Source organism: Psychromicrobium silvestre, assembly GCF_013408295.1.
Taxonomy (GTDB): Bacteria; Actinomycetota; Actinomycetes; order Actinomycetales; family Micrococcaceae; genus Renibacterium; species Renibacterium silvestre.
The window spans coordinates 1,144,888-1,164,656 of record NZ_JACBYQ010000001.1; the positions used below are offsets into that span (position 1 = coordinate 1,144,888).

Annotated in this window: 20 protein-coding genes, 1 other RNA gene and 1 riboswitch; of the genes, 8 read left to right on the top strand and 13 right to left on the bottom strand. The window is 58.8% G+C overall.

Going from position 1 to position 19,769, the window contains the following annotated elements:
* Positions 1–56: 56 nt before the first annotated feature.
* The 7 genes from hisN (at position 57) to crcB (ending at position 6,299) form a co-directional block, all read left to right on the top strand.
* Entirely contained in the window at positions 57–869 is an 813-nt protein-coding gene (hisN, locus tag FHU41_RS05380; RefSeq protein WP_179388569.1) for a histidinol-phosphatase, read from the top strand.
* Between the two features lie 100 nt (positions 870–969).
* Positions 970–1,081, top strand: a riboswitch (SAM riboswitch).
* Between the two features lie 39 nt (positions 1,082–1,120).
* A complete protein-coding gene (locus tag FHU41_RS05385; RefSeq protein WP_179388570.1) occupies positions 1,121–2,494 on the top strand; it encodes an aminotransferase class V-fold PLP-dependent enzyme in 1,374 nt (457 codons plus the stop codon).
* Between the two features lie 45 nt (positions 2,495–2,539).
* Entirely contained in the window at positions 2,540–3,316 is a 777-nt protein-coding gene (locus FHU41_RS05390) for a class I SAM-dependent methyltransferase (RefSeq protein WP_179388571.1), read from the top strand.
* A gap of 111 nt (positions 3,317–3,427) precedes the next feature.
* On the top strand, positions 3,428–4,690 hold the full coding sequence (locus FHU41_RS05395) for an Nramp family divalent metal transporter (protein ID WP_179388572.1): 1,263 nt from the start codon (positions 3,428–3,430) through the stop codon (positions 4,688–4,690).
* Positions 4,691–4,729: 39 nt separating this feature from the next.
* Positions 4,730–5,443 carry an iron dependent repressor, metal binding and dimerization domain protein gene (locus FHU41_RS05400; protein WP_179388573.1) on the top strand — a complete coding sequence of 238 codons (714 nt, stop codon included), beginning with the start codon at positions 4,730–4,732 and terminating at the stop codon, positions 5,441–5,443.
* Positions 5,440–5,922: a FluC/FEX family fluoride channel gene (locus FHU41_RS05405; RefSeq protein ID WP_179388574.1), complete on the top strand. Its 483-nt coding sequence runs from the start codon at positions 5,440–5,442 to the stop codon at positions 5,920–5,922. The genes FHU41_RS05400 and FHU41_RS05405 overlap by 4 nt, the downstream gene beginning before the upstream one ends.
* Positions 5,919–6,299: a fluoride efflux transporter CrcB gene (gene crcB / locus FHU41_RS05410; RefSeq protein ID WP_179388575.1), complete on the top strand. Its 381-nt coding sequence runs from the start codon at positions 5,919–5,921 to the stop codon at positions 6,297–6,299. Before FHU41_RS05405 ends, crcB begins: the two co-directional genes overlap by 4 nt.
* Here crcB and FHU41_RS05415 read toward each other — a convergent pair.
* The 6 genes from FHU41_RS05415 to FHU41_RS05440 all read right to left on the bottom strand — a co-directional run bounded on the left by FHU41_RS05415 (position 6,249) and on the right by FHU41_RS05440 (position 12,357).
* Positions 6,249–6,680, bottom strand: a complete 432-nt coding sequence (locus FHU41_RS05415) for a YrdB family protein (RefSeq protein WP_179388576.1) — start codon at positions 6,678–6,680, stop codon at positions 6,249–6,251. The two genes, crcB and FHU41_RS05415, sit on opposite strands and share 51 nt — an antisense overlap.
* 60 nt (positions 6,681–6,740) lie before the next feature.
* Entirely contained in the window at positions 6,741–8,123 is a 1,383-nt protein-coding gene (locus tag FHU41_RS05420; RefSeq protein WP_179388577.1) for an MFS transporter, read from the bottom strand.
* Between the two features lie 60 nt (positions 8,124–8,183).
* Positions 8,184–8,924, bottom strand: coding sequence for a VOC family protein (locus FHU41_RS05425; protein ID WP_179388578.1), 741 nt, complete (start codon positions 8,922–8,924; stop codon positions 8,184–8,186).
* 56 nt (positions 8,925–8,980) lie between these two features.
* Complete coding sequence (locus FHU41_RS05430; protein WP_179388579.1) at positions 8,981–9,472, bottom strand: GNAT family N-acetyltransferase; 492 nt, start codon at positions 9,470–9,472, stop codon at positions 8,981–8,983.
* Positions 9,473–9,620: 148 nt separating this feature from the next.
* The gene (locus FHU41_RS05435; protein WP_179388580.1) at positions 9,621–11,240 is read right to left on the bottom strand and encodes a M4 family metallopeptidase; all 1,620 of its coding nucleotides are present in this window, start codon (positions 11,238–11,240) and stop codon (positions 9,621–9,623) included.
* 499 nt (positions 11,241–11,739) lie between these two features.
* Positions 11,740–12,357: a maleylpyruvate isomerase family mycothiol-dependent enzyme gene (locus tag FHU41_RS05440; RefSeq protein ID WP_179388581.1), complete on the bottom strand. Its 618-nt coding sequence runs from the start codon at positions 12,355–12,357 to the stop codon at positions 11,740–11,742.
* 212 nt (positions 12,358–12,569) lie between these two features.
* Here FHU41_RS05440 and FHU41_RS05445 point away from each other — a divergent pair, with 212 nt between their 5' ends.
* Complete coding sequence (locus tag FHU41_RS05445; protein ID WP_179388582.1) at positions 12,570–13,292, top strand: potassium channel family protein; 723 nt, start codon at positions 12,570–12,572, stop codon at positions 13,290–13,292.
* Between the two features lie 121 nt (positions 13,293–13,413).
* On the opposite strand, the gene ssrA is transcribed toward FHU41_RS05445, so the two are convergent.
* The 7 genes from ssrA to ftsE form a co-directional block, all read right to left on the bottom strand.
* Positions 13,414–13,781: a transfer-messenger RNA gene (gene ssrA / locus FHU41_RS05450) on the bottom strand.
* A 48-nt stretch (positions 13,782–13,829) separates the two neighbouring features.
* Positions 13,830–15,146: a glycoside hydrolase family 3 protein gene (locus FHU41_RS05455; protein ID WP_179388583.1), complete on the bottom strand. Its 1,317-nt coding sequence runs from the start codon at positions 15,144–15,146 to the stop codon at positions 13,830–13,832.
* Positions 15,143–16,036, bottom strand: a complete 894-nt coding sequence (locus tag FHU41_RS05460) for a cytochrome c oxidase assembly protein (RefSeq protein WP_179388584.1) — start codon at positions 16,034–16,036, stop codon at positions 15,143–15,145. Before FHU41_RS05460 ends, FHU41_RS05455 begins: the two co-directional genes overlap by 4 nt.
* The gene (gene smpB, locus FHU41_RS05465; protein ID WP_179388585.1) at positions 16,037–16,507 is read right to left on the bottom strand and encodes an SsrA-binding protein SmpB; all 471 of its coding nucleotides are present in this window, start codon (positions 16,505–16,507) and stop codon (positions 16,037–16,039) included.
* A gap of 46 nt (positions 16,508–16,553) precedes the next feature.
* A complete protein-coding gene (locus tag FHU41_RS05470; RefSeq protein ID WP_179388586.1) occupies positions 16,554–17,915 on the bottom strand; it encodes a M23 family metallopeptidase in 1,362 nt (453 codons plus the stop codon).
* 36 nt (positions 17,916–17,951) lie between these two features.
* Entirely contained in the window at positions 17,952–18,866 is a 915-nt protein-coding gene (gene ftsX, locus FHU41_RS05475; RefSeq protein WP_179388587.1) for a permease-like cell division protein FtsX, read from the bottom strand.
* Positions 18,863–19,600: a cell division ATP-binding protein FtsE gene (gene ftsE, locus FHU41_RS05480; protein WP_179388588.1), complete on the bottom strand. Its 738-nt coding sequence runs from the start codon at positions 19,598–19,600 to the stop codon at positions 18,863–18,865. The genes ftsX and ftsE overlap by 4 nt, the downstream gene beginning before the upstream one ends.
* Between the last annotated feature and the right edge of the window lie 169 nt (positions 19,601–19,769).

The window sequence follows — 19,769 nt, forward strand, 5'->3', positions numbered from 1 at the left end:
GCGCGAAGAGCCCTTGCTTGCGCCAAATACCGGCCAGATCGGGATAGCGTGTTGCCATGACTATGCACCTTCAGGGTTATAACGACGATCTGCGTTTGGCCCATGTGCTGGCCGACTCCGTTGACGCACAGACCATGGATCGGTTCAAAGCCCTTGATCTGACCGTTGAAACCAAGCCGGACCTCACCCCGGTGACGGATGCCGATAAAGGAGCCGAGGAAGCCATTCGTAGCCAACTGGCTCGAGTGCGTCCGCGAGACGCGGTGTTGGGCGAGGAGTTCGGTAGTTCCGGACATGGTGCCCGGCGCTGGATTATTGACCCGATCGACGGCACCAAGAACTTCGTCCGGGGTGTTCCGGTCTGGGCAACCCTGATCTCCCTGGTGGATGAGGGCGTTCCGGTGCTTGGAGTAGTAAGTGCGCCTGCCCTGGGCAAACGCTGGTGGGCTTCCAAGGGCACCGGCGCTTTCACCGGGAAGTCCCTCGCTGCGGCCAGCAGGCTCAAGGTTTCCAATGTTTCGCAGCTCTCCGATGCCTCGGTCTCCTACTCCTCGCTTTCCGGTTGGCGGGAGCGTGGCAATCTTGATCAGTTCATGGAATTGCTGGACACCACCTGGCGGAGCCGGGCTTACGGTGATTTCTGGTCCTACTGCCTGGTCGCCGAAGGAGCCGTGGACATTGCTTGCGAGCCTTCGCTCAATCTCTACGATATGGCGGCCCTGGTGCCAATCATTACCGAGGCAGGTGGGCGTTTCACCTCCCTAGAAGGTGTGGACGGCCCCTTCGGTGGGAATGCGCTGGCCAGCAATGGCATTTTGCATTCAGAGGCCCTGAAGTTGCTCAATCCAGATCTTGACGACCTGCTCTGAGCGCATCGGGTCAAACCGTTCGACCGGCGTATTGCGGCTTGGGTCGGGATATGACGTAACAGAGTGCGCAGCTACTACCAACTCCCCTAGGCTGATAACAGGTCACGAGTGCCAGCGCTAAACCCCGGTTTGCTGGCCGGCAACCCTCCTTTCGCGGTGGGGTGCCCCGGGTGACGACCTGGCCACATCAAAAGGTGTGGCAAGCGCGGATTCCTGGTCGTCTCGCCGGGGTCCTCTGAGTGGAGGAATCAATGACTACCATCGCCGTCGAAAAGACCCCTACCCAACCACAGGCTCTATTGCCGGTGCTGGGTGCCGAACTTCAAGCCCCTCTGGTGCAGGGCGGTGAGCTTCGCTATGTGAATCTGGACTACGCTGCCTCCAGCCCGGCTCTCGCCTCGGTGGCCGACTATCTGAACGAAATCCTGCCCTTCTACGCGAGCGTGCACCGCGGTGCGGGATATGCCTCCCAAATCAGCACTTCGGTTTATGAGAATTCCCGCAACGTTGTACGCAGTTTTGTCGGCGGGCGCCCCGATGACACGGTGATCTTCACCCGAAACACCACGGACGCACTCAACTTGCTCGCCCGTTGCCTGCCCGCCCAGGGCGATGTGCTCTACCTAGACATTGAGCATCATGCGAATCTACTGCCCTGGCAGCAACTACCGCACCGCAGCGTGCTGGCGGGAGAGTCGATTGCCAGCACCCTTGAAATCCTGGAAAAGGAGCTGCAACTCGGATCTGTATCCTTGCTTGCGGTCACAGGAGCCTCCAATGTCACCGGTGAGGTGCTGCCGGTCGCAGAGCTGGCTGCCTTGGCACACCGTTACGGAGCTCGAATCGTGGTCGATGCCGCCCAGCTGGTGCCGCATCGCAGAGTCGATATTGCTGCCGCTGACATCGACTACTTGGCTTTCTCCGGCCATAAACTCTATGCACCTTTCGGTTCCGGGGTGCTGGTTGGCCGACCGGATTGGCTCGACGCCGGGGTGCCCCTGCTTTTTGGTGGTGGCGCGGTGAAGGAAGTCCGTTTGGACTCGGTGAGTTGGGCGGAGGGTCCCGCGCGGCATGAGGGCGGCAGCCCCAATGTGTTGGGCGCCGCTACCTTGGCCAAGGCCACGGAGGTGATTGCCTCCCTTGACCAGGACGAATGGCAGCAGCATGAGCAACAGTTGCGTGACGCACTGATCGAAGGTCTGCAAGGCATTCCCGGGGTCACGGTGCATCGACTCTTCAACGACTCGGAGAGTTACTCGGACAGCGGCAGCATCGGGGTGGTCAACTTCTCGGTTTCTGGCTACGATTCCGGGTTGGTGGCGGCGTATCTGTCCGCAGAATTCGCGGTGGGAGTACGGGACGGACGTTTTTGCGCTCATCCCCTGCTGCGTCGGCTAGGCCTTCCCACCGGTTCGCTACGAGCCAGTTTCGGCCTTGGATCCCGGTTTGCCGATGTGGAACGGCTGATCGCCGGAGTGAATAAATTGATCGCTGAGGGGCCCACCGGAGACTATGTGGTGGAGTCCGGGCGTTGGGTTCCGGTGAACGATTTTCGGGCCTTCCCACAGTGGGCCCCAAATACCCCGGGAACCGCCGGAGCGGCGCCCTGCAGCGTGTCCGAGTAACTGCGTACCCGAAGGATATTCTGGGGGAAGATCCCGGAGGTATGCATGAACAAAACAAGCGATGATCCGAAGCAGAGCAGGCGTGAGGAACTGGGCGCTGCCTTTCTCAGCGGAGGTGAGCTCTATCAGCGAGTCCGTCCTGGTTACCCCGAGGCTGCCTCGCGGTGGCTCGTGCCGCCGGAGGCCCGTCGGGTCATCGATCTGGGCGCTGGCACGGGAAAGTTCACCGAACGTCTAGTGGAGCGCGGTCTGGAGGTAATCGCGGTCGATCCTTCCGCGGATATGCTCAGCCAGTTGAGCGAACGCTTTCCCCAAGTGCACACCATGCTGGGCAGCGCTGAAGACTTCGCGGTTCCCGATGCCAGTGTCGACGCTGTTCTGGTGGCCCAGGCCTGGCATTGGTTTGAACCGGTTTCCGCGAGCGCCGAAATCGCTCGGGTGCTTCGTCCGGGTGGTTGGCTGGGACTGATCTGGAACCAACTCGATGTCCGGGTCCCCTGGGTTCACCGGCTGTCTCGAATTATGCACGCTGGAGATGTGCATCGTCCCGAGGTGGTTCCCGCTCTGGGGCCGCAATTCAGTCCGCCCGAGTCGCATTTATCGCATTGGTCCCAGTCCCTGGACACCTCCGAGCTGATCGAGCTCGTCAAGTCCCGGAGCTACTACCTACGTGCGTCTGAACAGAACCGAAGCCGGCTGCTAGGGAACCTTGATTGGTACCTCTTTGAACATCTCGGCTTTTCGCCGGGAGAACGCTTGGAATTGCCTTACCTCACTTTGGCTTGGCGAGCCGCTAAACTCACCGCATCCTCGCCGTCGTGACCGCGCTATTGCTAGCGGACGTCCACCCGGCTTAGCTTTCGCGGCATTGCGAGATGAACGATTGACTTCTATTATTAGGCGTACCGAAACTTTAAAAGTAGGGACGCCGATATGACGAAGGCATTGCCGCAGGCGCCGCCCCAAGCGCCGAAGCTTGGCTCCGCCCGCTTGCTGTTCTTGCTTGGTCCTGCCTTCGTCGCCGCTATCGCTTATGTTGACCCTGGCAATGTAGCCGCCAATCTGACCAGCGGAGCCAAATTCGGTTATCTCTTGGTTTGGGTGCTGGTCACCGCCAACCTGATGGCCATGATGATCCAATACCAATCTGCCAAACTGGGCCTGGTCACCGGTAAATCGCTTCCTGAATTACTTGGCGAACGTCTGCGCCCGGCCGCCCGAAGGGCATTCTGGCTGCAAGCCGAGTTGACCGCAATGGCCACGGATTTAGCAGAAGTAATCGGCGGCGCCATTGCGCTCAACCTGCTTTTCCAGCTCCCTCTTCCGCTCGGTGGTCTGATTGTTGGATTGATTTCAATGGCTATGCTGGCGGTGCAGAATCGCTACGGTCAGCGCCGCTTCGAATCCGTTATCGTCTTCCTACTCCTGGTGATCACCATCGGATTCCTTTTCGGGCTCGTGGTCAATCCGCCCGATGCGGGGGAAGCCAGCGCCGGCTTGCTGCCCCGCTTCGATGGATCTGAGTCTGTATTGCTGGCAGCCAGTATGCTCGGAGCCACCGTAATGCCGCACGCCATCTATCTGCACTCTGCGCTGGCTCGGGATCGGCATCGCCCTGCAGGCACCGAGGAACCGACTGCGAGCGGGCTTCGCCAGTTAGTGAAGGCAACTCGGTTTGATGTGGTGATTGCGCTCCTATTGGCGGGAACGGTCAATATCGGCATGTTGCTTCTTGCCGCCTCGACGCTACGCGGCGTGGACGGTACCGACACCATAGAAGGCGCACATCAAGCCATTTCATTCTCGCTGGGCCCGGCGGTAGGCGTGGTTTTTGGCATCGGCTTGCTGGCTTCTGGGCTCGCATCTACCTCGGTCGGCTGTTACGCCGGGGCTACCGTCATGTCGGGGCTACTGACCTTCAGGGTCCCCCTCCTGTTGCGCCGAGTGATCAGCTTGATTCCGGCCCTGTTATTGCTTATTGCGGGGGTAGATCCCACCTGGGCACTGGTCATCAGCCAGATGGCGCTGAGCTTCGGCATCCCCTTCGCGCTTTTCCCGCTGCTTCGGCTGACCTCAAATAGGAAGCTGATGGGCGAATACCGTGACGGCTTGGCGCTGCGCCTCGCTTCAATCTGTAGCGCCATCCTCATCATCGTCCTCAATCTGGCATTAGTCTGGCTGACCATTGCTGGTTGATCAGATCAATGGCGGCAGCTCGACAGGTATTGTTGAAGGGTGAAGGCCATCCCCACTTCCTCAAGCGTCGAAGACTACGTCAAGGTCATCTACGCCTATACGGAGTGGCAGGATAAACCGATCAACTCCTCGCAATTGGCTACTCGGCTCGGGGTGGCCAACTCCTCGGTTTCCGAGATGGTCCGCAAACTAAAGGACCTGGGCCTGGTGAACCACCAGCCCTATAGCAGCATCGAATTAACCGAGCAGGGCTTGACCTTGGCGCTGTCCATGGTCCGCAGGCATCGGTTACTCGAAACCTACCTGGCTCAGGAGCTCGGTTATCGCTGGGACGAGGTGCACGATGAGGCTGAGCTGCTTGAACATGCTGTCTCCGATACTTTTATCGAGCGACTCTCGGCCAAGCTAGGCAATCCTTCTCGCGATCCACACGGCGACCCGATTCCGGGCCCTGACGGTCAGATCGATTTACCCGTGGCCCACCGCCTGGTGGAGCTCGATCCGGGGCACCGCGGTGAAATCACCAGGATCAGCGATGAAAACCCCGAGCTCTTGCGTTACCTCGATGAGGAACGAATTGAGCTGGATGCGGCCATCGAGGTCTTGGGGCGCAAGCCCTTTGGCGGCTCCCTGGTGATCCGTCTTGGCGATTCGGAACACAGCCGCGAACTGGATCTCAGCGATGAGATTGGTGCCGCATTATGGGTGCGAGACACGGTGACTCATAAAGACTGCACGGTCCCCACTCGATGAGCGGTTCGCATCGCTGGCCGCCTGCGCTGGCCTGGTTCAGCGTCGCGGTAGCCGGAATTCTCGGAACCGAGCTACGCTACGGCATAGGTCTACTTTTCCCGGAGAGCAGCACGGGCTTTCCTCTCACTACCTTGCTCATTAATATCTGCGGCTCCTTCGCCTTGGGATGGCTGACTGGCTATTGGGCCAAGCATCCAGTCCGCTGGTGGCTGCGAGCCGCCTTGGGACCGGGCCTATTGGGCTCCTTTACTACCTTCTCCGCGGTGGTCTATGCGGTGGAGCAATTAGCCAGGCACGCGCTAGCCGGGCTATGGATTCCCTACCTTGTCATTACCCTCTTGGCCGGCCTTTTTGCCGCTCTCCTCGGCTTACGCCTGGGTGAGCTACGCGGGCAACGCGGGCTACGCGGGCAACGCGGGAGCCAACAAGCAGCCGAGCAAGTAGATAACCGAGTCCGCCAGCCTGGGAGCCAAGGATGACCGCTCTATTGGTGGGATTAGCCGGAATGTTCGGGGCGTTACTGCGCTTCGGCGTTGACGCGCTTTTCGCCCAGGGCGGCCGTTTTGCACCCGGCAAACCACATCACTGGCCCTTCGCCACCTTGTTGGTGAACGCCGTCGGGAGTTTCATTATCGGGTTAGTTGGAGCCTTGGCTCTGAGCGCTCAGCTGTCCGAGCAGTGGCATCTGGTCTTTGCCACCGGGCTGGCGGGCGGGCTGACTACCTTCAGTTCTTTTGCGGTCTCCACCGTGCTGCTCTGGAAAGAACGACGACGTATGAGCGCGGTACTGAATGTGGCGCTGAATTTACTTCTCGGGCTCGGTTTCGCCTGGCTGGGGTTCTTGCTGGCCAGTTGATTCCTGCCCTCTCCCCTGCCGCCCGAGGTAGATGGTCAGCGCGGTGTTCAACACCGCGATGACCATCATGATCACTCCGAGGATCGTCCAGCCCACCACGATCAAGGCCACGGCCGCTACTACGAATAAAAGAAGTGCCAGTAACGGCTGAACCGGCCAGCCGAGACGCCGCTTAGCTTTCGGAGCCATGAAGTAGGCCCAGAACACCACCAGAACCAGCGCCAGCACAATACCGATGATGATGCCCCAGGGCGCAGGGAAACTCCGGAAGCCCCAGAAGAAGGCAGCCACCAACATGGCTACCTCCAAGACGAAAGCCACGGCACCATTAGCTGCGACGAGGGCAGGAAGTGCCGGGGTCTGCTTTATCGGCTGCTGCATAATCAGCATCCTAGCAATGCTTGGAGCCCCCGGATGGCACCGTCAACCCGCTCGGCTCACCTACTCGGCGAGAGACTTTCGCTGATTCTGAATCCCGAAGGCCGAAATCAGCCCACCAATGATTAGTAAAAGAGCGGTGATCACACTGACCTGCCGAGCTCCGGCGGTGTCCAACACCCCACCTAGAAGGGCGCCCGCCAAAGCCACCGTGACCAGACCAGCGATTCTCGCCACCGCATTGTTGACGGCCGAGCCGATGCCTGCGCGATCGGCGCTGACCGAACTCAAAATGGCGGAGGTGAGCGGTGCTACGGTAATGGCCAGTCCTAGGCCGAAGAGTAGGATCCCGGGCAGCACCTGCCACCAGTAATTGAAATCTGTGGAGAGGTTGAGTAGCCAGAGGAACCCCAGACCGGCAAGTACCGGCCCCGCACCCATGAAGAGCCGCGGACCGAACTTTCCGGACAAAGAACCGAACCAGGAGGAGAACAACAACATCAAGACGGTAGCGGGCAGCAAGGCAATGCCCGCAATGGTGGCGCTCAAGTGCGCTACTTGTTGCAAATAAAGGCCGAGGGTGAAGAAGCCGAGCGAAAGCGCGCCGTAGATGAACAGCGTGGAGATATTGCCCACCCAGAAATTTCGAATCGAGAACAGGGTCAGCGGCATCATGGGCTGCGCGGCCCTGCGTTCGTGCAATACGAACCCAATCAGCGCCAGCACACCCAATACCAAGGGAATCAGCACAAAGGGACTGCCCCAGCCGAAACTGCCCTGTTCGATCATGGCATAGACAACCCCTCCCAGGCCGACGACGGCGAGCACGGCACCCAGCCAATCCACCTTGATAGCCGGGTCACGGGAGGCATCGGTACTACGCAGGCTCCAAAGCAGGGGCAGGCAAATCAGAATCGGCAGCAGGTTGATAAAGAAGACGAAACGCCAGGAAAGGAAGTCCACAGCCACCCCACCGACAAGGGGCGCCACCAGGGTCGAAGCGCCGGTCCATGCTGTCCATTGGCCAATGGCTTTGCTCTGCGCCGGACCGGAGAAAGCCGCAATAATAAGAGCCAGCGAACTGGGCACCAACAGGGCTCCGGCTACACCTTGCAGACCGCGGGCCAGGATCAACATCACATCGCTCGTGGCAATGCCGCAGAGCACAGAGGTAGCGCCAAACCCAATCAGCCCAACCATCAGCACCCGGACCCGTCCAAAGAGGTCCGAGAGGCTGCCTGCCACCAGAATCAAGGCGCCCAGGGTGAGCATATAGGCGTCCACAATCCATTGCTGAGAGCTCAATCCACCGCCCAATTCCCGATTGATCGCGGGCAAGGCCAGGTTCACCACACTGCCATCGAGAATGGAGACAAAGGAGGCCAGGATGGCTATGAAGAGGATCTTGCGCTGATAGCCGGTGAGCGGCAGCATGGTTGCGGACATGACTCAAAGTTACTCGCTCACACCGACAGCTTTGCGACGCACTGCCGGAGGCCGGGGTGGCTAGCTACCGCCCGAGGCAAGGACACAGAACTCGTTGCCCTCCGGATCGGCAAGACACAGCCAAGGCACGTCGCCTTGGCCGAGGTCGATGTCCTTGGCGCCCAAGGCTCGCAGCCGCGCCGCCTCTGCCGCTTGATCATGATTGGAGTAAGGCATCAGGTCGAGATGAACCCGGTTCCACACTGTCTCCACGGGTACCCGAAGGAACTCCAAGTACGGCCCAACACCCTTAGCCGAACGTAGCCTGGCTTGATCGTCATTCACCTCAAGCAAGTCCCAATCCATCGCCTCGCTCCAGAACCGAGCCATCGCCCGCGGATCGGCGCAATTGACGACCACAGCGGCAATCGGCCCGGTGTCTTGGTAGATCTCTCGCGGCTCCAGTACGCAGAACACGTTGCCTTCAGGATCGGCTAACACCGTCCAGGGCACATCACCTTGCCCGACGTCGGCGAGTGAGGCACCGAGTTCTAGCAGGCGGGCAACCAGCTCCGCCTGATGAGCTACTGAGCGGGTGGCAAGATCGAGGTGAGCACGGTACCTGACGGTCTCGGGGTCTGGGACGGTGACGACGTCGATGCAGACGGCCGCTGGGTCTGGCCAGTTGAACCCCAGGGGTTCAATATTGGTCACGCCGGGACCCTCACTGGAAAGACCCCAGCCGAGCGCTTCTGCCCAAAATCGGCCAAGTGCGGAGTCGTCCCGAGCCTTGAAATTCACTTGAACAAGTCGCAGCGCCATATCGCCAGATCTTATCCCAGATGATCCTCAGCGCAGAGGGGCCCAACTATTGCGTTCTAGTCGCGGACCATTCGAAGTTCAGGCTGATTTCCCCAGCCCGGACCGGTAACTTTGCTCACTCCATCGGGCCGAAAGCCATTCTTTTCGTAGAAAGCTCTTGCCCTGGGGTTGTTTTCAAATACCCATAAGCAGGCCGGATCGTCACCAATCGCTGCTTCAAGGAGGGATCGCCCCAGGCCGGAGCCGTACGTAGAGCTCAAGGTATAGATGGAATAGAGCTCTAGCTCGTCAGCCTTATCCGGGTCCCGGCCAGAGCCCGAATCCGCCAGCCCGACAATCTGGCCCTCTTCGTCGAGGGCGATGATCCGCGGCTCTGTGGTGTCCAGGTACGGTCGCCGCTTTTCAATGCGTTCCGGCAGACTCGCGCGCCTGGCTGCGAAGAACTCTGGTGGGAGCAGATGCGCATAACACTCTTCATGAGCCTGGGTGTGCATCAGAACCAGAGCTTCGGCATCTTCTGGAGTGGCTTGGCGGAGCTGAAATCCCATAACGAGCAGTCTAACGCTGACCCGGACGCTCCCGTTTCGGCAAGTTATTTGCACAAGGCGAAGGGGCGGGACCAATAGCGATCGGTCCCACCCCTTCGGATATTCAGCTCTTTGTTTCTAACGGTTTTCTAACTGCCCATCTAGCGGCCTAGCGCAAAGCTACCGCTTTGAGCGCGTTGTTCACCTGGGTGCAGTCTGCACTGGTGGTTCCCGCCACGTTATTCGCGACGTTCGCACTGCAGGCGCTGGTAAGCGCGTTCGCTAGCGTTGAGTAAGTGGCATTCGAGGTCAGCTGCAACTGAGCCGCCCAGTAAAGCTGGCTAGCCTTGGCAATGCCGATTCCCTGGACGGTCTGTCCGTTGAACACCTGACCGTCGGTGATGAGGAAAGCGAGCTTGTTTCCCACCCCGCTGTTGGAGTGCACCCCGCCCTGGTCGTTCGCATCGCTCGGCGTGGTCGTCGTCGGCTTCCAGTTGGTTCCCTTGTAGATCGCTGGGTCACCGTAGGCACCCGGATCCTTCATGCTGCGGATCACTCCGAGGCTGCTGCCTTCACCAATGGACCAGCGAACGCCTGCGGTGTCGTCCGCACTGTTATTGCTCAAGTCGACAAATTCGCCGAAAACATCGGACATCGACTCGTTAATAGCACCCGACTCGTTCTCGTAGGCCAAGTTATTGACCTTCTCGGTGACCCCGTGGGTGAGTTCGTGCGCCGTCACGTCGTCCGTGGTGACGCCCTGGCCGTAGGTCATCTGCCCGGCGCCCCAGAAGGCGTTAGCGTAGGGGCAAGTATCGCCGGTGAGGCAAACTCGCACGGTGGCACGAAGAGCCTGGCCCAAGCCATCGTTCTCATTGAGGCCAATCATGGTGGTGAGATCGGCGGCTTTTGTGTTGCTTGCGTAGAAGCTCGAGGTATCCCCCAGGAAGTTGTAGACGGAGTTAACATCCGCCACGCTGTAAGCACCCTGGCCTTCGGTCCGTTTAGGGGTATTTGCCAGGTTCACGCCGCACTTCAGATCAGCATAGGTGCTGGCCTTTTTGGAGTTGCGATCGCAGATGACGCGATTGATGTCCTTACGGTCCGAGCGATCCTGAAGGATCGAGCCCTTGGCATCCGCTGCCACAACAATGGTCCGGTATTCGCCGATCCCTGCATTGAGCACGAACTCATAGGCTGGTACGGCTACCGAAGCGGCAGAAGGCACGCTGGTCAGAGCCTGATCAAACCAGACCGGACGTTGGCTAACTACGGAGCCCGAAGCAGCGGCGCTGTTCTTGAAAGCTAGCTTGCTCGCGACCTTGAGTGCCTTGTTCTGGCCCGCAGCCGAATCAGCGGGGAACGTACCCTGGGTGTTCTGTGTGACTGAACCGATAGCCGAGGTCACTGCCCCCTGGCCGTCCAGGACCTGGGTAACTGATGAGCCCAGAACGGGCACGCCCGCGATTGTCTGAGTGAATCGCTTCAGGTAGTTGGTGGAGCTTTGATCGAGTACGAAATCGCTGCCGGCCGCGCTGGCAAAGACTTCTTCAATTCCGGGGGCAAGCGACGCGCTCGGCACTGAACGCGTGTTGAGGCTCCCCTGTTGGAAGGGGGTTTTGAGGACGATTTGCTCAACGGAGCCGTTTTTGGCGTGATGAACATTGACGTCAGCGGCATGAACCTTGTCTGCTGCCGGGTTTGCGGCTTGTGCAGTGGTTGCGAACTGGGTTGCGCAGAGCAGGCCCAGGGTGAGCACCATGCCAGTGGTGGCGTAGATTTTTTTCATAGCACCTTTTCCAATATCTCTTTAAAGCACTTCAGCCAAGCTGTGAGATGGCCGTTAGTGAAGTTTGTCTTGGCTGTGAAATCGGGTCAAGAGAAATTCCCGAACTGCCAGGTAACTCCCAGGTCCGGGAGCCCAATTCTTCGGCTAGAACCCCTTATTGTCCTGATTCAGGGACTCCACGCAGCGTGAGAGTAGATACCCCTCTCCCTGGCGTCGATCTGGACTCGACTGCTCAGCTAGGTCTGAGGATAGGAATTTGGATGCATTCCTCGAACGCTCAGGAAGTCCATGACCTCCTGGTCTCCGACGGCATTGCCATCACTAGCGCCCCCCGTTGATGGACCATTCGGCCGCACTTTCGCCTTCGCGGACCTCGACGGCTATCAGATCACCTTGTACGACCGAGCATAAAGACAGTCGCCCTCGACAATGTCAAAGGTGCTCACAACGACTGAGGAGGCCGGGGGTTAGAGCTCCCTGGCTTGGGGCGGAACCGGGCTCACGGTCGGAGTTGAGCTACGCCGTCGCCGGTGAGCTCGTCAATCGCTGACGCTCTTCCAGCTAACGTCGCGATGAGTGCCGATGAAGTCCCCACCACTTCGGCGCCCTTGCCGTAGCTCCAATCACAGTCAAGTGAGGAGAAAGCAAGTCCGTCCAGCAGCCCCGGCTTGAGCGAACGCTGCGCCTGCGGAGTGACTAGCTGATCGAGAACAATACGGGCACTCTCAGGGGTAATGGCATGGTTAATCCCCAGAGGTCGGTAGATATCTTCGGCATGGATGACTAAATGGCTCAGTGGCGCTTCGGGTGGAGCACCAGGAACACGGAACCTGGCTCCCCTCGTCAGGCGAAGGGCCTCCAATATTTGGCTTTTGGAACGGGGATCTCCGGTTGCCCACCGGTCAGCCATTTTGTCGAAGTTGAAGCCTGCGGCAATCATCTTGCTCAAGAAACGCGGCATTGATAGCTGGTAAGACATGAGCAAATGCACCACCACATCTCGCACACGCCAGCCAGCGCACAAGCTGTCAGCGTTCCACTGGTCGTCCGTCAGCTTTTCCAATACCTCAAGCAGATGAGCTCGTTCAGTATCAATCAAAGCTTCAATGTCATCCACGAGATATCCCCCTCCGACCGTAATGATCGCTACATGCCGCAGTTGCTGACTTGGCTCAGATTACTTCATTTCGGGCTTGAGGTGCTGGACAGTCTGGGCTTAGTCCGCCCGGGGCAGAACGGCCGCAAGATGACAGTGCAGAGGACCAGCGTCCCTCAGTAAGCCGCTGGGAGCTTTCATTGTGTTCAGGAGTGCTGTCCTATCCTTGGGGAATGACCCAGGAAGCTTGGCAGAAGCACTCTCAGTGGCCAATGGTGGCCGCCTCTTTAATTTTCTTAGTCGCGTACTCGATCCAAGTCATCGCCGATCTCGGGCCGGACCAATCACGGGCTATTGACTTGATTATTACGATCACCTGGCTCGCATTCGGAGCCGACTATCTTATTAGCCTGCTCCTGGCTCCAAAGAAGGTCCGTTGGTTCCTGCGAAACCTCCATGAACTCGTGATTCTAGTTTTACCTGTACTGAGGCCGCTTAGACTATTGCGGCTTCTGACACTTCTGAAAATCCTTCATCGGGCGAGTGGAAACGCACTCCGAGGGCGGATTATTACCTATGTCATCGTCTCGGCAGGGCTTCTCATTTACGCGGGCAGTTTAGCCGTTCTTGACGCCGAAGAAAATGCAGCAGGCTCGAACATTACCAACTTCTGGGATGCGCTTTGGTGGTCCATGACGACGATAACCACCGTGGGATACGGAGACCATTATCCTGTTACGGTGCTGGGCCGGCTAGTTGCCATCGGATTGATGATCGGTGGGATTACGGTCCTGGGCGTAGTAACGGCGTCATTTGCATCCTGGCTAATAGAACGAGTGAAAAACGAAACAGTCTACGAGACCGAGCAGGAGGACGAGTCCCTAAGGATCGAAATCTCAAGGCTGGCAAGTGAGGTCGCTCGCCTTTCGGCTCAACTCGAATCAAGGAAGTCCTAAAAGATCCACACCTGTGGCAACACCACTAGAGACCCAACATTCAGGAATTGGTAACAAAATCGGGGTAAATGGTAATAAGTAAAAAGAAAACCCCTAGATCACAGGGATCTAGAGGCTTTTCTAGTGGAGATGGGGGGAATTGAACCCCCGTCCGATGTCGTGTTGTCAGGGCTTCTCCGGGCGCAGTTTGCGTCGGTTTTTCTCGGCCCCAGCAATCTTGCAAACGAGTTGCTGCCAGGCCCAGTCGTCTAAAAGTCCCTCGCGTTGCAACGACAACAACACAAAGCAGTGGCTCTCTAAATGACGCCAAGATCCGGGTAGAGAGCATTCCCGGTTTGACGGACCGTCAGGCTGCTTTAGGCAGCGAGAGCGAAGTCAGTGCGCTTAGAATTGGCACTTATTGGTTTACAGAGAGCGTTTACGAGATAACCCTGTATCCTCGGCCCGCTTCACCTGTCGCGACTAACATCGTCGAAACCTGTCATCCCCATATGTACTTATCAAAGGTACTGCGCCCCATAGTGGAACACACACCTACTATAGCAAGCCGGACTCCGCTTTTATTTCCAGCACCTTGAGCGCTGCCGCATCCACCTTCTGGGCGAAGCCCGGATCCGTCTTAGCCCGTTGCAGCATCCCCTGATACATCTGAGGTAGTAAGGCTTGGTTGGTACACAACGCCATCGTGCCACCGGCCGCGATGAAATTAGCTCCCCTGCTCGCCACCGAGAAGGGTGAAAGCTGAACGGCATCGCAGATGTCATCGGAAACCACCATCCCGGTGAATCCAAGGTCACCGCGCAACATCTGGGTGATCACGGTGGGGGAAAACGGCGCGATATTGACCGAGTCGATCTTCGGGTAGAAGGCATTCGAAACCATCACCCAGCGAACGCCCTGCTTAATGGCATCTTGAAAGGGCAGCAAATAGGGATCATTGCGGCTGGTCACCGAGTCGGTCACCCCGCTCGCCACATCCGTATTGGCCGTCACCCTACCCAAACCCGGAAAATGCTTCACGGTAGGAGCCACTCCACCGGCCTCAAAGCCCAGGGCAACAGCCACCCCATGCGCAGAAACGGTCTGCGGGGTGTAACCGTACTGCCGATTGAAGTAACCGATCGGCGCGTTCTGCGGCGCAAACCCCGCCGAGGGGACGGTATCTAGCACGGGAGCGAAGTTGACGTTCACCCCGGCTGCCGCGAGCTGCTGCCCCCAAAGAGTGGCATTCGTCTGTAATTGAGCCGGAGTCAGGGTTCCTTGTTCCAGCGCGGAGGGCATCGCTGAGAAGCCGGGACCGTTCATAATCTGTACCAGGCCACCCTCCTGGTCGGTGGCGATGAATTGTTTGACTCCCCCGGTCGTCTTCGGCCCGACCGTCGATTTCAATTGCTCAACCACCCCGGCCACGGCTTGCACACCGTCGTAGCCGCGACCGGAAAGGAAAACATTGCCCACGTGCATGGAGTTGAGGGCCGCCAGGGTATTGGCATCTGGACCGGATACTGGAGAGGAGACCATCAGCAGCTGACCGACTTTCTGCTCCAGGGTCAGCGAGTTCAGCGTTTTCTGCGCGGCAGAAAGGGTAGCAGCAGCGGTCGACGGCGGCACAGACTGGGCGGGGCTGGAGGACGTCGCGTCGGTCCCCACCGGTGAGGACGTCGATGATGATGCCGGTGAGCTCTGAGCCGTCCCGTCCTGGCCGGAAGCTGAGCTAGCGCTGGAACCCGCGGAGGCCGCCGTCGTCGAACCTGCTCCTAGTAGCCCGGAGGAATTCACGCCTAAAACGACCACCAACAGCACCAGCAGGGCTACCACACAGCCACCGGCAATCAACCAGAATCGTCTCTTCATCGTCCGGCCTGTCGTGAGCCGTCGAAACGTCGCAGATGCTCGGCGCTCAAGGCTTCCATTTCCTCATCGCTCAGTTCATCCAGGTCCGCTCGTTCACGTTTGTCCATTTTAGAGAAGCGCATGAACATCAGGATCAGTAGTGGAAGGTCCGCGGCTTCGGCGATGAACCACAGCCAGTCCCCCGCCAACTGCTGGTCCCTAAGCGGATTGGGGAACCACCCCGGATGTGCTCCAGCAACCGTCCCGGCCCCGTCCAGAACGCTCCCGGAAAGCCTCAGGAACACGCCGGGAACCGCATCGAGCAGCAGCTCGATAAAGGCAAAGAGCAACTCAAGCACAATCAAGGCGTTGACCGCGCGAGCGCCAGCCTCGGTAATTGGTAGCACTAGCAATAGCCCGAGCAGCGGAATCGCGACCGTAAGCGCCTCATCCAGGGGCCAGTTCAGTCGCGCCACCCCCGCCATCGGAGTGAGCATTGCGGAGAACAGCAGCAAGGCCAGCAAGGGTGCCACAAAGGCATTGGCAAAGAAGGCGAGCGGCCTGCGGCCAATCCGGGCTAATCCGTCCCGGAAGCCACCGGCTGGAATTGACGCTCTAAGCAGCGACAAGGGCTTGCCCAGAGCCAACAAGAGCGGAACCACGAAAAGTAGAAGCGCGAGCTTAATGGCGAAGGCCCAGCGCAGTGCGCCCGAATAGCTGCCCAGAAAACCGCAGCTGACCCAAAGATAGCTGCCCAGTCCAAGGACAAAGAACATCGCGGTCCGGCTCCACGGCCAGTTTCCCCGCTGTCGCAGCACGCCCCAGCCGTAAAGTACGGCAAGCACTAACGCGGTCCCCAGAGCCCAGGGATCTAACGTCGCACTGCTGAGGAATTCGCCGAACCCTGGCATTTAGCCGTGGTTCTTCTCACGCATGGCCCGTTGCGCTTCTCGACTGTCCTGAGCCTCACGCAAGGCCTGGCGCTTATCGTATTCGCGTTTGCCCTTGGCTAAGCCGATTTCCACCTTGACTCTGCCGTCAAGGAAGTACAGCTGGAGCGGAATGATGGTGAATCCAGCCTCGCGCGTCTTGTGCGAGATCTTGATCAGTTCCGCCCGGTGCAGGAGTAATTTACGACGGCGGCGCGCACTGTGATTAGTCCAGGAACCGTTGAGATACTCGGGAATGTACACGGCCTCAAGCCATAATTCATCACCGTAGAAGGTCGCGAAGCCATCGGTCAGATTGGCCTTACCCTCACGCAGCGACTTGACCTCAGTACCCATCAAGGCCAGACCAGCTTCGTAGGTGTCTCCGACGTGGTAGTCGTGTCGCGCCTTACGATTGGTGGCCACTACCTTCCGGCCACTTTCCTTTGGCACAGCAGAACTCCTTCTTCTTCGCGGGAAACTCTAGTCTACTCCCTGCTTAAAGCAGCCCGGAAGGATCGACTGGCTGCCCGTTGACCCAGGTCTCGAAGTGCGCGTGGCAACCCGTGGAGTTACCTGTGCCGCCGCTATAGGCGATGATGTCGCCGCGGTTGACGTGTTGGCCCACCGAAACTGCTACCGAGGAGTTGTGGTAGTAAACCGTGGTCAGCGCATTTCCCTGCACCACGCCATGATCGATGTGTACCGTGAAGCCACCACCATTATTGAGCCAGCCGGCAACTGCAATGGTGCCCGCCGCGGGGGCACGCACCGCCGTGCCGCACGGTACCCCGTAGTCAATGCCGGTGTGCAGGTAGGAGCCGGTGCCATTGAAGTCGATGGTGCCCGGGGGTACCAATCGCCAGCCCCAGCCCGAGGTGATCGGGAACCCCGCGAAGGGCGAAACCAGGCCGAAGGCCGAAGGGTTTCCGAGTGGCGGCGCTTGGTAATTGTTATTGCCCGCTGCTTTGGCTGCGGCCGCTGCTGCTGCAGCGGCGGCCTCGCGAGCCTTTCGTGCGCGCTCGGCGATCTGGGCAGCAACATTGTCCTGCTGAGTCTTCACCGCGGCGAGCTTCGCTTGAATCTGCGGCTTCTTAGCATTCAGCTCTTTGCTCAAGGCGGCGGTATCCGCGACCAATTTATCGAGCTTGGCCTTCTGTGCGGCGGCTTCGTCCTGGGCTGCCTTCTCGGCGATCAGGGCAGCATCGGCTTTTGCTTTGAGGTCCTTGATCTCGGCTTCCACGGCTGTCAGCCGGGCCTGCGAGTTCACGTTCACCGCATTTTGTTGATTCAGGTTGCTGAGCGTGGTGGTCTGGCTGCGCATCGCTTGGTCTGCCAGACTGAGCCCATCAACCAGGTCCGCGCTGTCGGAGCCCAGGAACAAACTCAGGCCGGTAGGCAGCCCACCCGACTTATAGGATTGCGCGGCGATTTGGCCAATAATCTTCTGCGAATCCTTGGCTTTCTGCTGATCAGAGGCGATCTGCGCAGTGATCTTATCCTTGTTCTGCTGGGCTAGATCCACCCTGGCAGCCAGGGATTCCACCTCACCGGTGGCGGCTGCAACCCTGTTCTGTGCAGCGGCTAGCGCCTGCTGGGCACCGGGAAGCATCCCGGTGTAAAGGGTGAGATTAGCGGCCGATTTCGCGATACCAGCGTCAACGAATTCCAGGGATGACTGAACCTCATCGGCTTGCTGCTGCAGTGTGCTGGCCTGATCGTCCAGGTTATCTGCCTGCGCTGGTGCCGCCGATAAGAACACCGGAATCACCAGTCCGAAAACCAAGCCTGCAGTACCGCTGAGGCTAAGCGCGCGCTGAAGTACCGACGTCGCCCGCTTCTTTGGTTCCATTGTTCGCATGGTCAGTCTCTCCGAGCAATCGTTGTACTAGACATATTAGACCTTCAAGTGCTTCCTGAGACTTAGCCAGGAGGACAATCCCGCAATCACAATGCTCAGACCGATCAGGATGGGGCCTACCCACCACACCTGAGCCACCGAAATAAAGGCAACCCCCGGGTTCGCCGGAACAAAAACGTCCTGGATGGCGAACTTAGTAAAGGCCCATAGCGCCACGCAAGCCAACCCCGCACCGATCACGGCCGCGATTACGCCCTCAAGAATGAAGGGCAATTGGACCACCGACTTAGAAGCGCCGACCAATCGCATAATGCCGGTTTCACGCCTTCGGCTAAAGGCCGAAAGCCGAATGGTGGTGGCCACCAGCAGAGCGGCTGCCACGGTCATCAAGGTCGCGATGGACACCGCGAACCAGGTGGCACCGTTCATCACCTTGAAAAGCGGCTCCAGGACCTTCCGCTGATCCACCACCTGATCCACACCCGGCACGGAGGAGAACCGCTCCTGGAAAATCGAGTATTTCTCCGGATCCGTCAGCCCAATCCGGAACGAGGCCTGTAGCTGATCGACGGTGATGGAGCCATCCAGCGGCGAATCCTTGTACTGCTCGTGGAAGTGCTGAAGGGCTTCGTCTTGAGTTTCAAATTGCGAGTTCTTCACGTACTGCTTGATGTCCGGAGCGTCCAGCAGCGTTTGAATGTTCTTCTTCTGCTCATCGGTTACCGCGCCGGCCGCGCAAGACGGGCTGGCCGAATCCTTATTGCAGAGGAAGATCGAGACCTGAATGCGGTCGTACCAGTAACCCTTCATCACATCGATCTGCTTCTGCAGCATGAAGGCAGCGCCAACGAAGGTGAGCGAGACCAGGGTAACCAAAATGACGGAGATAACCATCGACATATTGCGGCGTAAGCCGGAGCCGATTTCGCCAAGGATGAAGCCGAGTCTCATTTCTGATCTCCTGCTTCTTCGGTGGCATCGACGGTTTCGACCTTGGGGATCATCGAGGTGTACAGCGCTTTCGCTTCGTCGCGGACAATCACGCCATTGCGCAATTCGATCACCCGCTTGCGGTATTGGTTGACGATATCGTCATCGTGCGTGGCCATCACCACGGTGGTGCCATTCTGATTAATTTTGTCTAGGACTTTCATAATGCCTAGCGAGGTTTCCGGGTCCAGGTTTCCGGTGGGCTCATCGGCCAGCAAGATCCCCGGCTTGTTCACCACGGCGCGGGCAATGGCCACTCGCTGCTGCTCACCGCCGGAGAGTTCGTGCGGCATCCGATTCTCTTTGCCCTGCAGCCCGACGGTTTTGAGCACCTCGGGAACGGTTTCCCGGATCACGCTACGGTTGCTTCCGATCACCTGCATGGCAAAGGCCACATTGGCGAACACGGTCTTCTGCGGGAGCAAGCGGAAGTCTTGGAAAACCACTCCGATTCCGCGCCTTAGCTTAGGCACTCGCCAGGAGGAAATATGTGCCACGTTCTGGCCGGCCACGTATACGGTGCCGCTGGAAGCCCGATCCTCCTTGAGGACCAGGCGGAGGAAGGTTGATTTACCCGAGCCGGAAGCACCGACCAGGAAGGCGAATTCACCGCGGTCGATCTCCAGAGAAACTTTGTCCAAAGCTGGACGGCTTTTCCGGTCATAGACCTTGGTGACAGTGTCAAAACGAATCATGGCTCTTTTTTCACCCAGTGGTACGCCGGTAGCTGGGCAGGGATCGGGGAAGAGTCCACCGGCTTTTCGACTATAGGCATCCCTGGGTGACTATTCACCGGACTCGGCTCGGTGTGTCGGCGAATTAGCCCCTCAAACACAGCTAATTCCCGCGTTTGAAGCCCTATCG

Excerpts from the sequence above, each read along its gene's own strand:
- FHU41_RS05385 (WP_179388570.1), top strand. The coding sequence starts at position 1,121 with ATGACTACCATCGCCGTCGAAAAGACCCCTACCCAACCACAGGCTCTA.
- FHU41_RS05405 (WP_179388574.1), top strand. The coding sequence starts at position 5,440 with ATGAGCGGTTCGCATCGCTGGCCGCCTGCGCTGGCCTGGTTCAGCGTC.
- FHU41_RS05415 (WP_179388576.1), bottom strand. The coding sequence starts at position 6,680 with ATGCAGCAGCCGATAAAGCAGACCCCGGCACTTCCTGCCCTCGTCGCA.
- FHU41_RS05455 (WP_179388583.1), bottom strand. The coding sequence starts at position 15,146 with ATGAAGAGACGATTCTGGTTGATTGCCGGTGGCTGTGTGGTAGCCCTG.
- FHU41_RS05435 (WP_179388580.1), bottom strand. The coding sequence starts at position 11,240 with ATGAAAAAAATCTACGCCACCACTGGCATGGTGCTCACCCTGGGCCTG.
- ftsX (WP_179388587.1), bottom strand. The coding sequence starts at position 18,866 with ATGAGACTCGGCTTCATCCTTGGCGAAATCGGCTCCGGCTTACGCCGC.
- FHU41_RS05395 (WP_179388572.1), top strand. The coding sequence starts at position 3,428 with ATGACGAAGGCATTGCCGCAGGCGCCGCCCCAAGCGCCGAAGCTTGGC.
- FHU41_RS05425 (WP_179388578.1), bottom strand. The coding sequence starts at position 8,924 with ATGGCGCTGCGACTTGTTCAAGTGAATTTCAAGGCTCGGGACGACTCC.
- FHU41_RS05445 (WP_179388582.1), top strand. The coding sequence starts at position 12,570 with ATGACCCAGGAAGCTTGGCAGAAGCACTCTCAGTGGCCAATGGTGGCC.
- FHU41_RS05430 (WP_179388579.1), bottom strand. The coding sequence starts at position 9,472 with ATGGGATTTCAGCTCCGCCAAGCCACTCCAGAAGATGCCGAAGCTCTG.
- FHU41_RS05390 (WP_179388571.1), top strand. The coding sequence starts at position 2,540 with ATGAACAAAACAAGCGATGATCCGAAGCAGAGCAGGCGTGAGGAACTG.
- crcB (WP_179388575.1), top strand. The coding sequence starts at position 5,919 with ATGACCGCTCTATTGGTGGGATTAGCCGGAATGTTCGGGGCGTTACTG.
- FHU41_RS05470 (WP_179388586.1), bottom strand. The coding sequence starts at position 17,915 with ATGCGAACAATGGAACCAAAGAAGCGGGCGACGTCGGTACTTCAGCGC.
- FHU41_RS05460 (WP_179388584.1), bottom strand. The coding sequence starts at position 16,036 with ATGCCAGGGTTCGGCGAATTCCTCAGCAGTGCGACGTTAGATCCCTGG.
- ftsE (WP_179388588.1), bottom strand. The coding sequence starts at position 19,600 with ATGATTCGTTTTGACACTGTCACCAAGGTCTATGACCGGAAAAGCCGT.
- hisN (WP_179388569.1), top strand. The coding sequence starts at position 57 with ATGACTATGCACCTTCAGGGTTATAACGACGATCTGCGTTTGGCCCAT.
- FHU41_RS05420 (WP_179388577.1), bottom strand. The coding sequence starts at position 8,123 with ATGTCCGCAACCATGCTGCCGCTCACCGGCTATCAGCGCAAGATCCTC.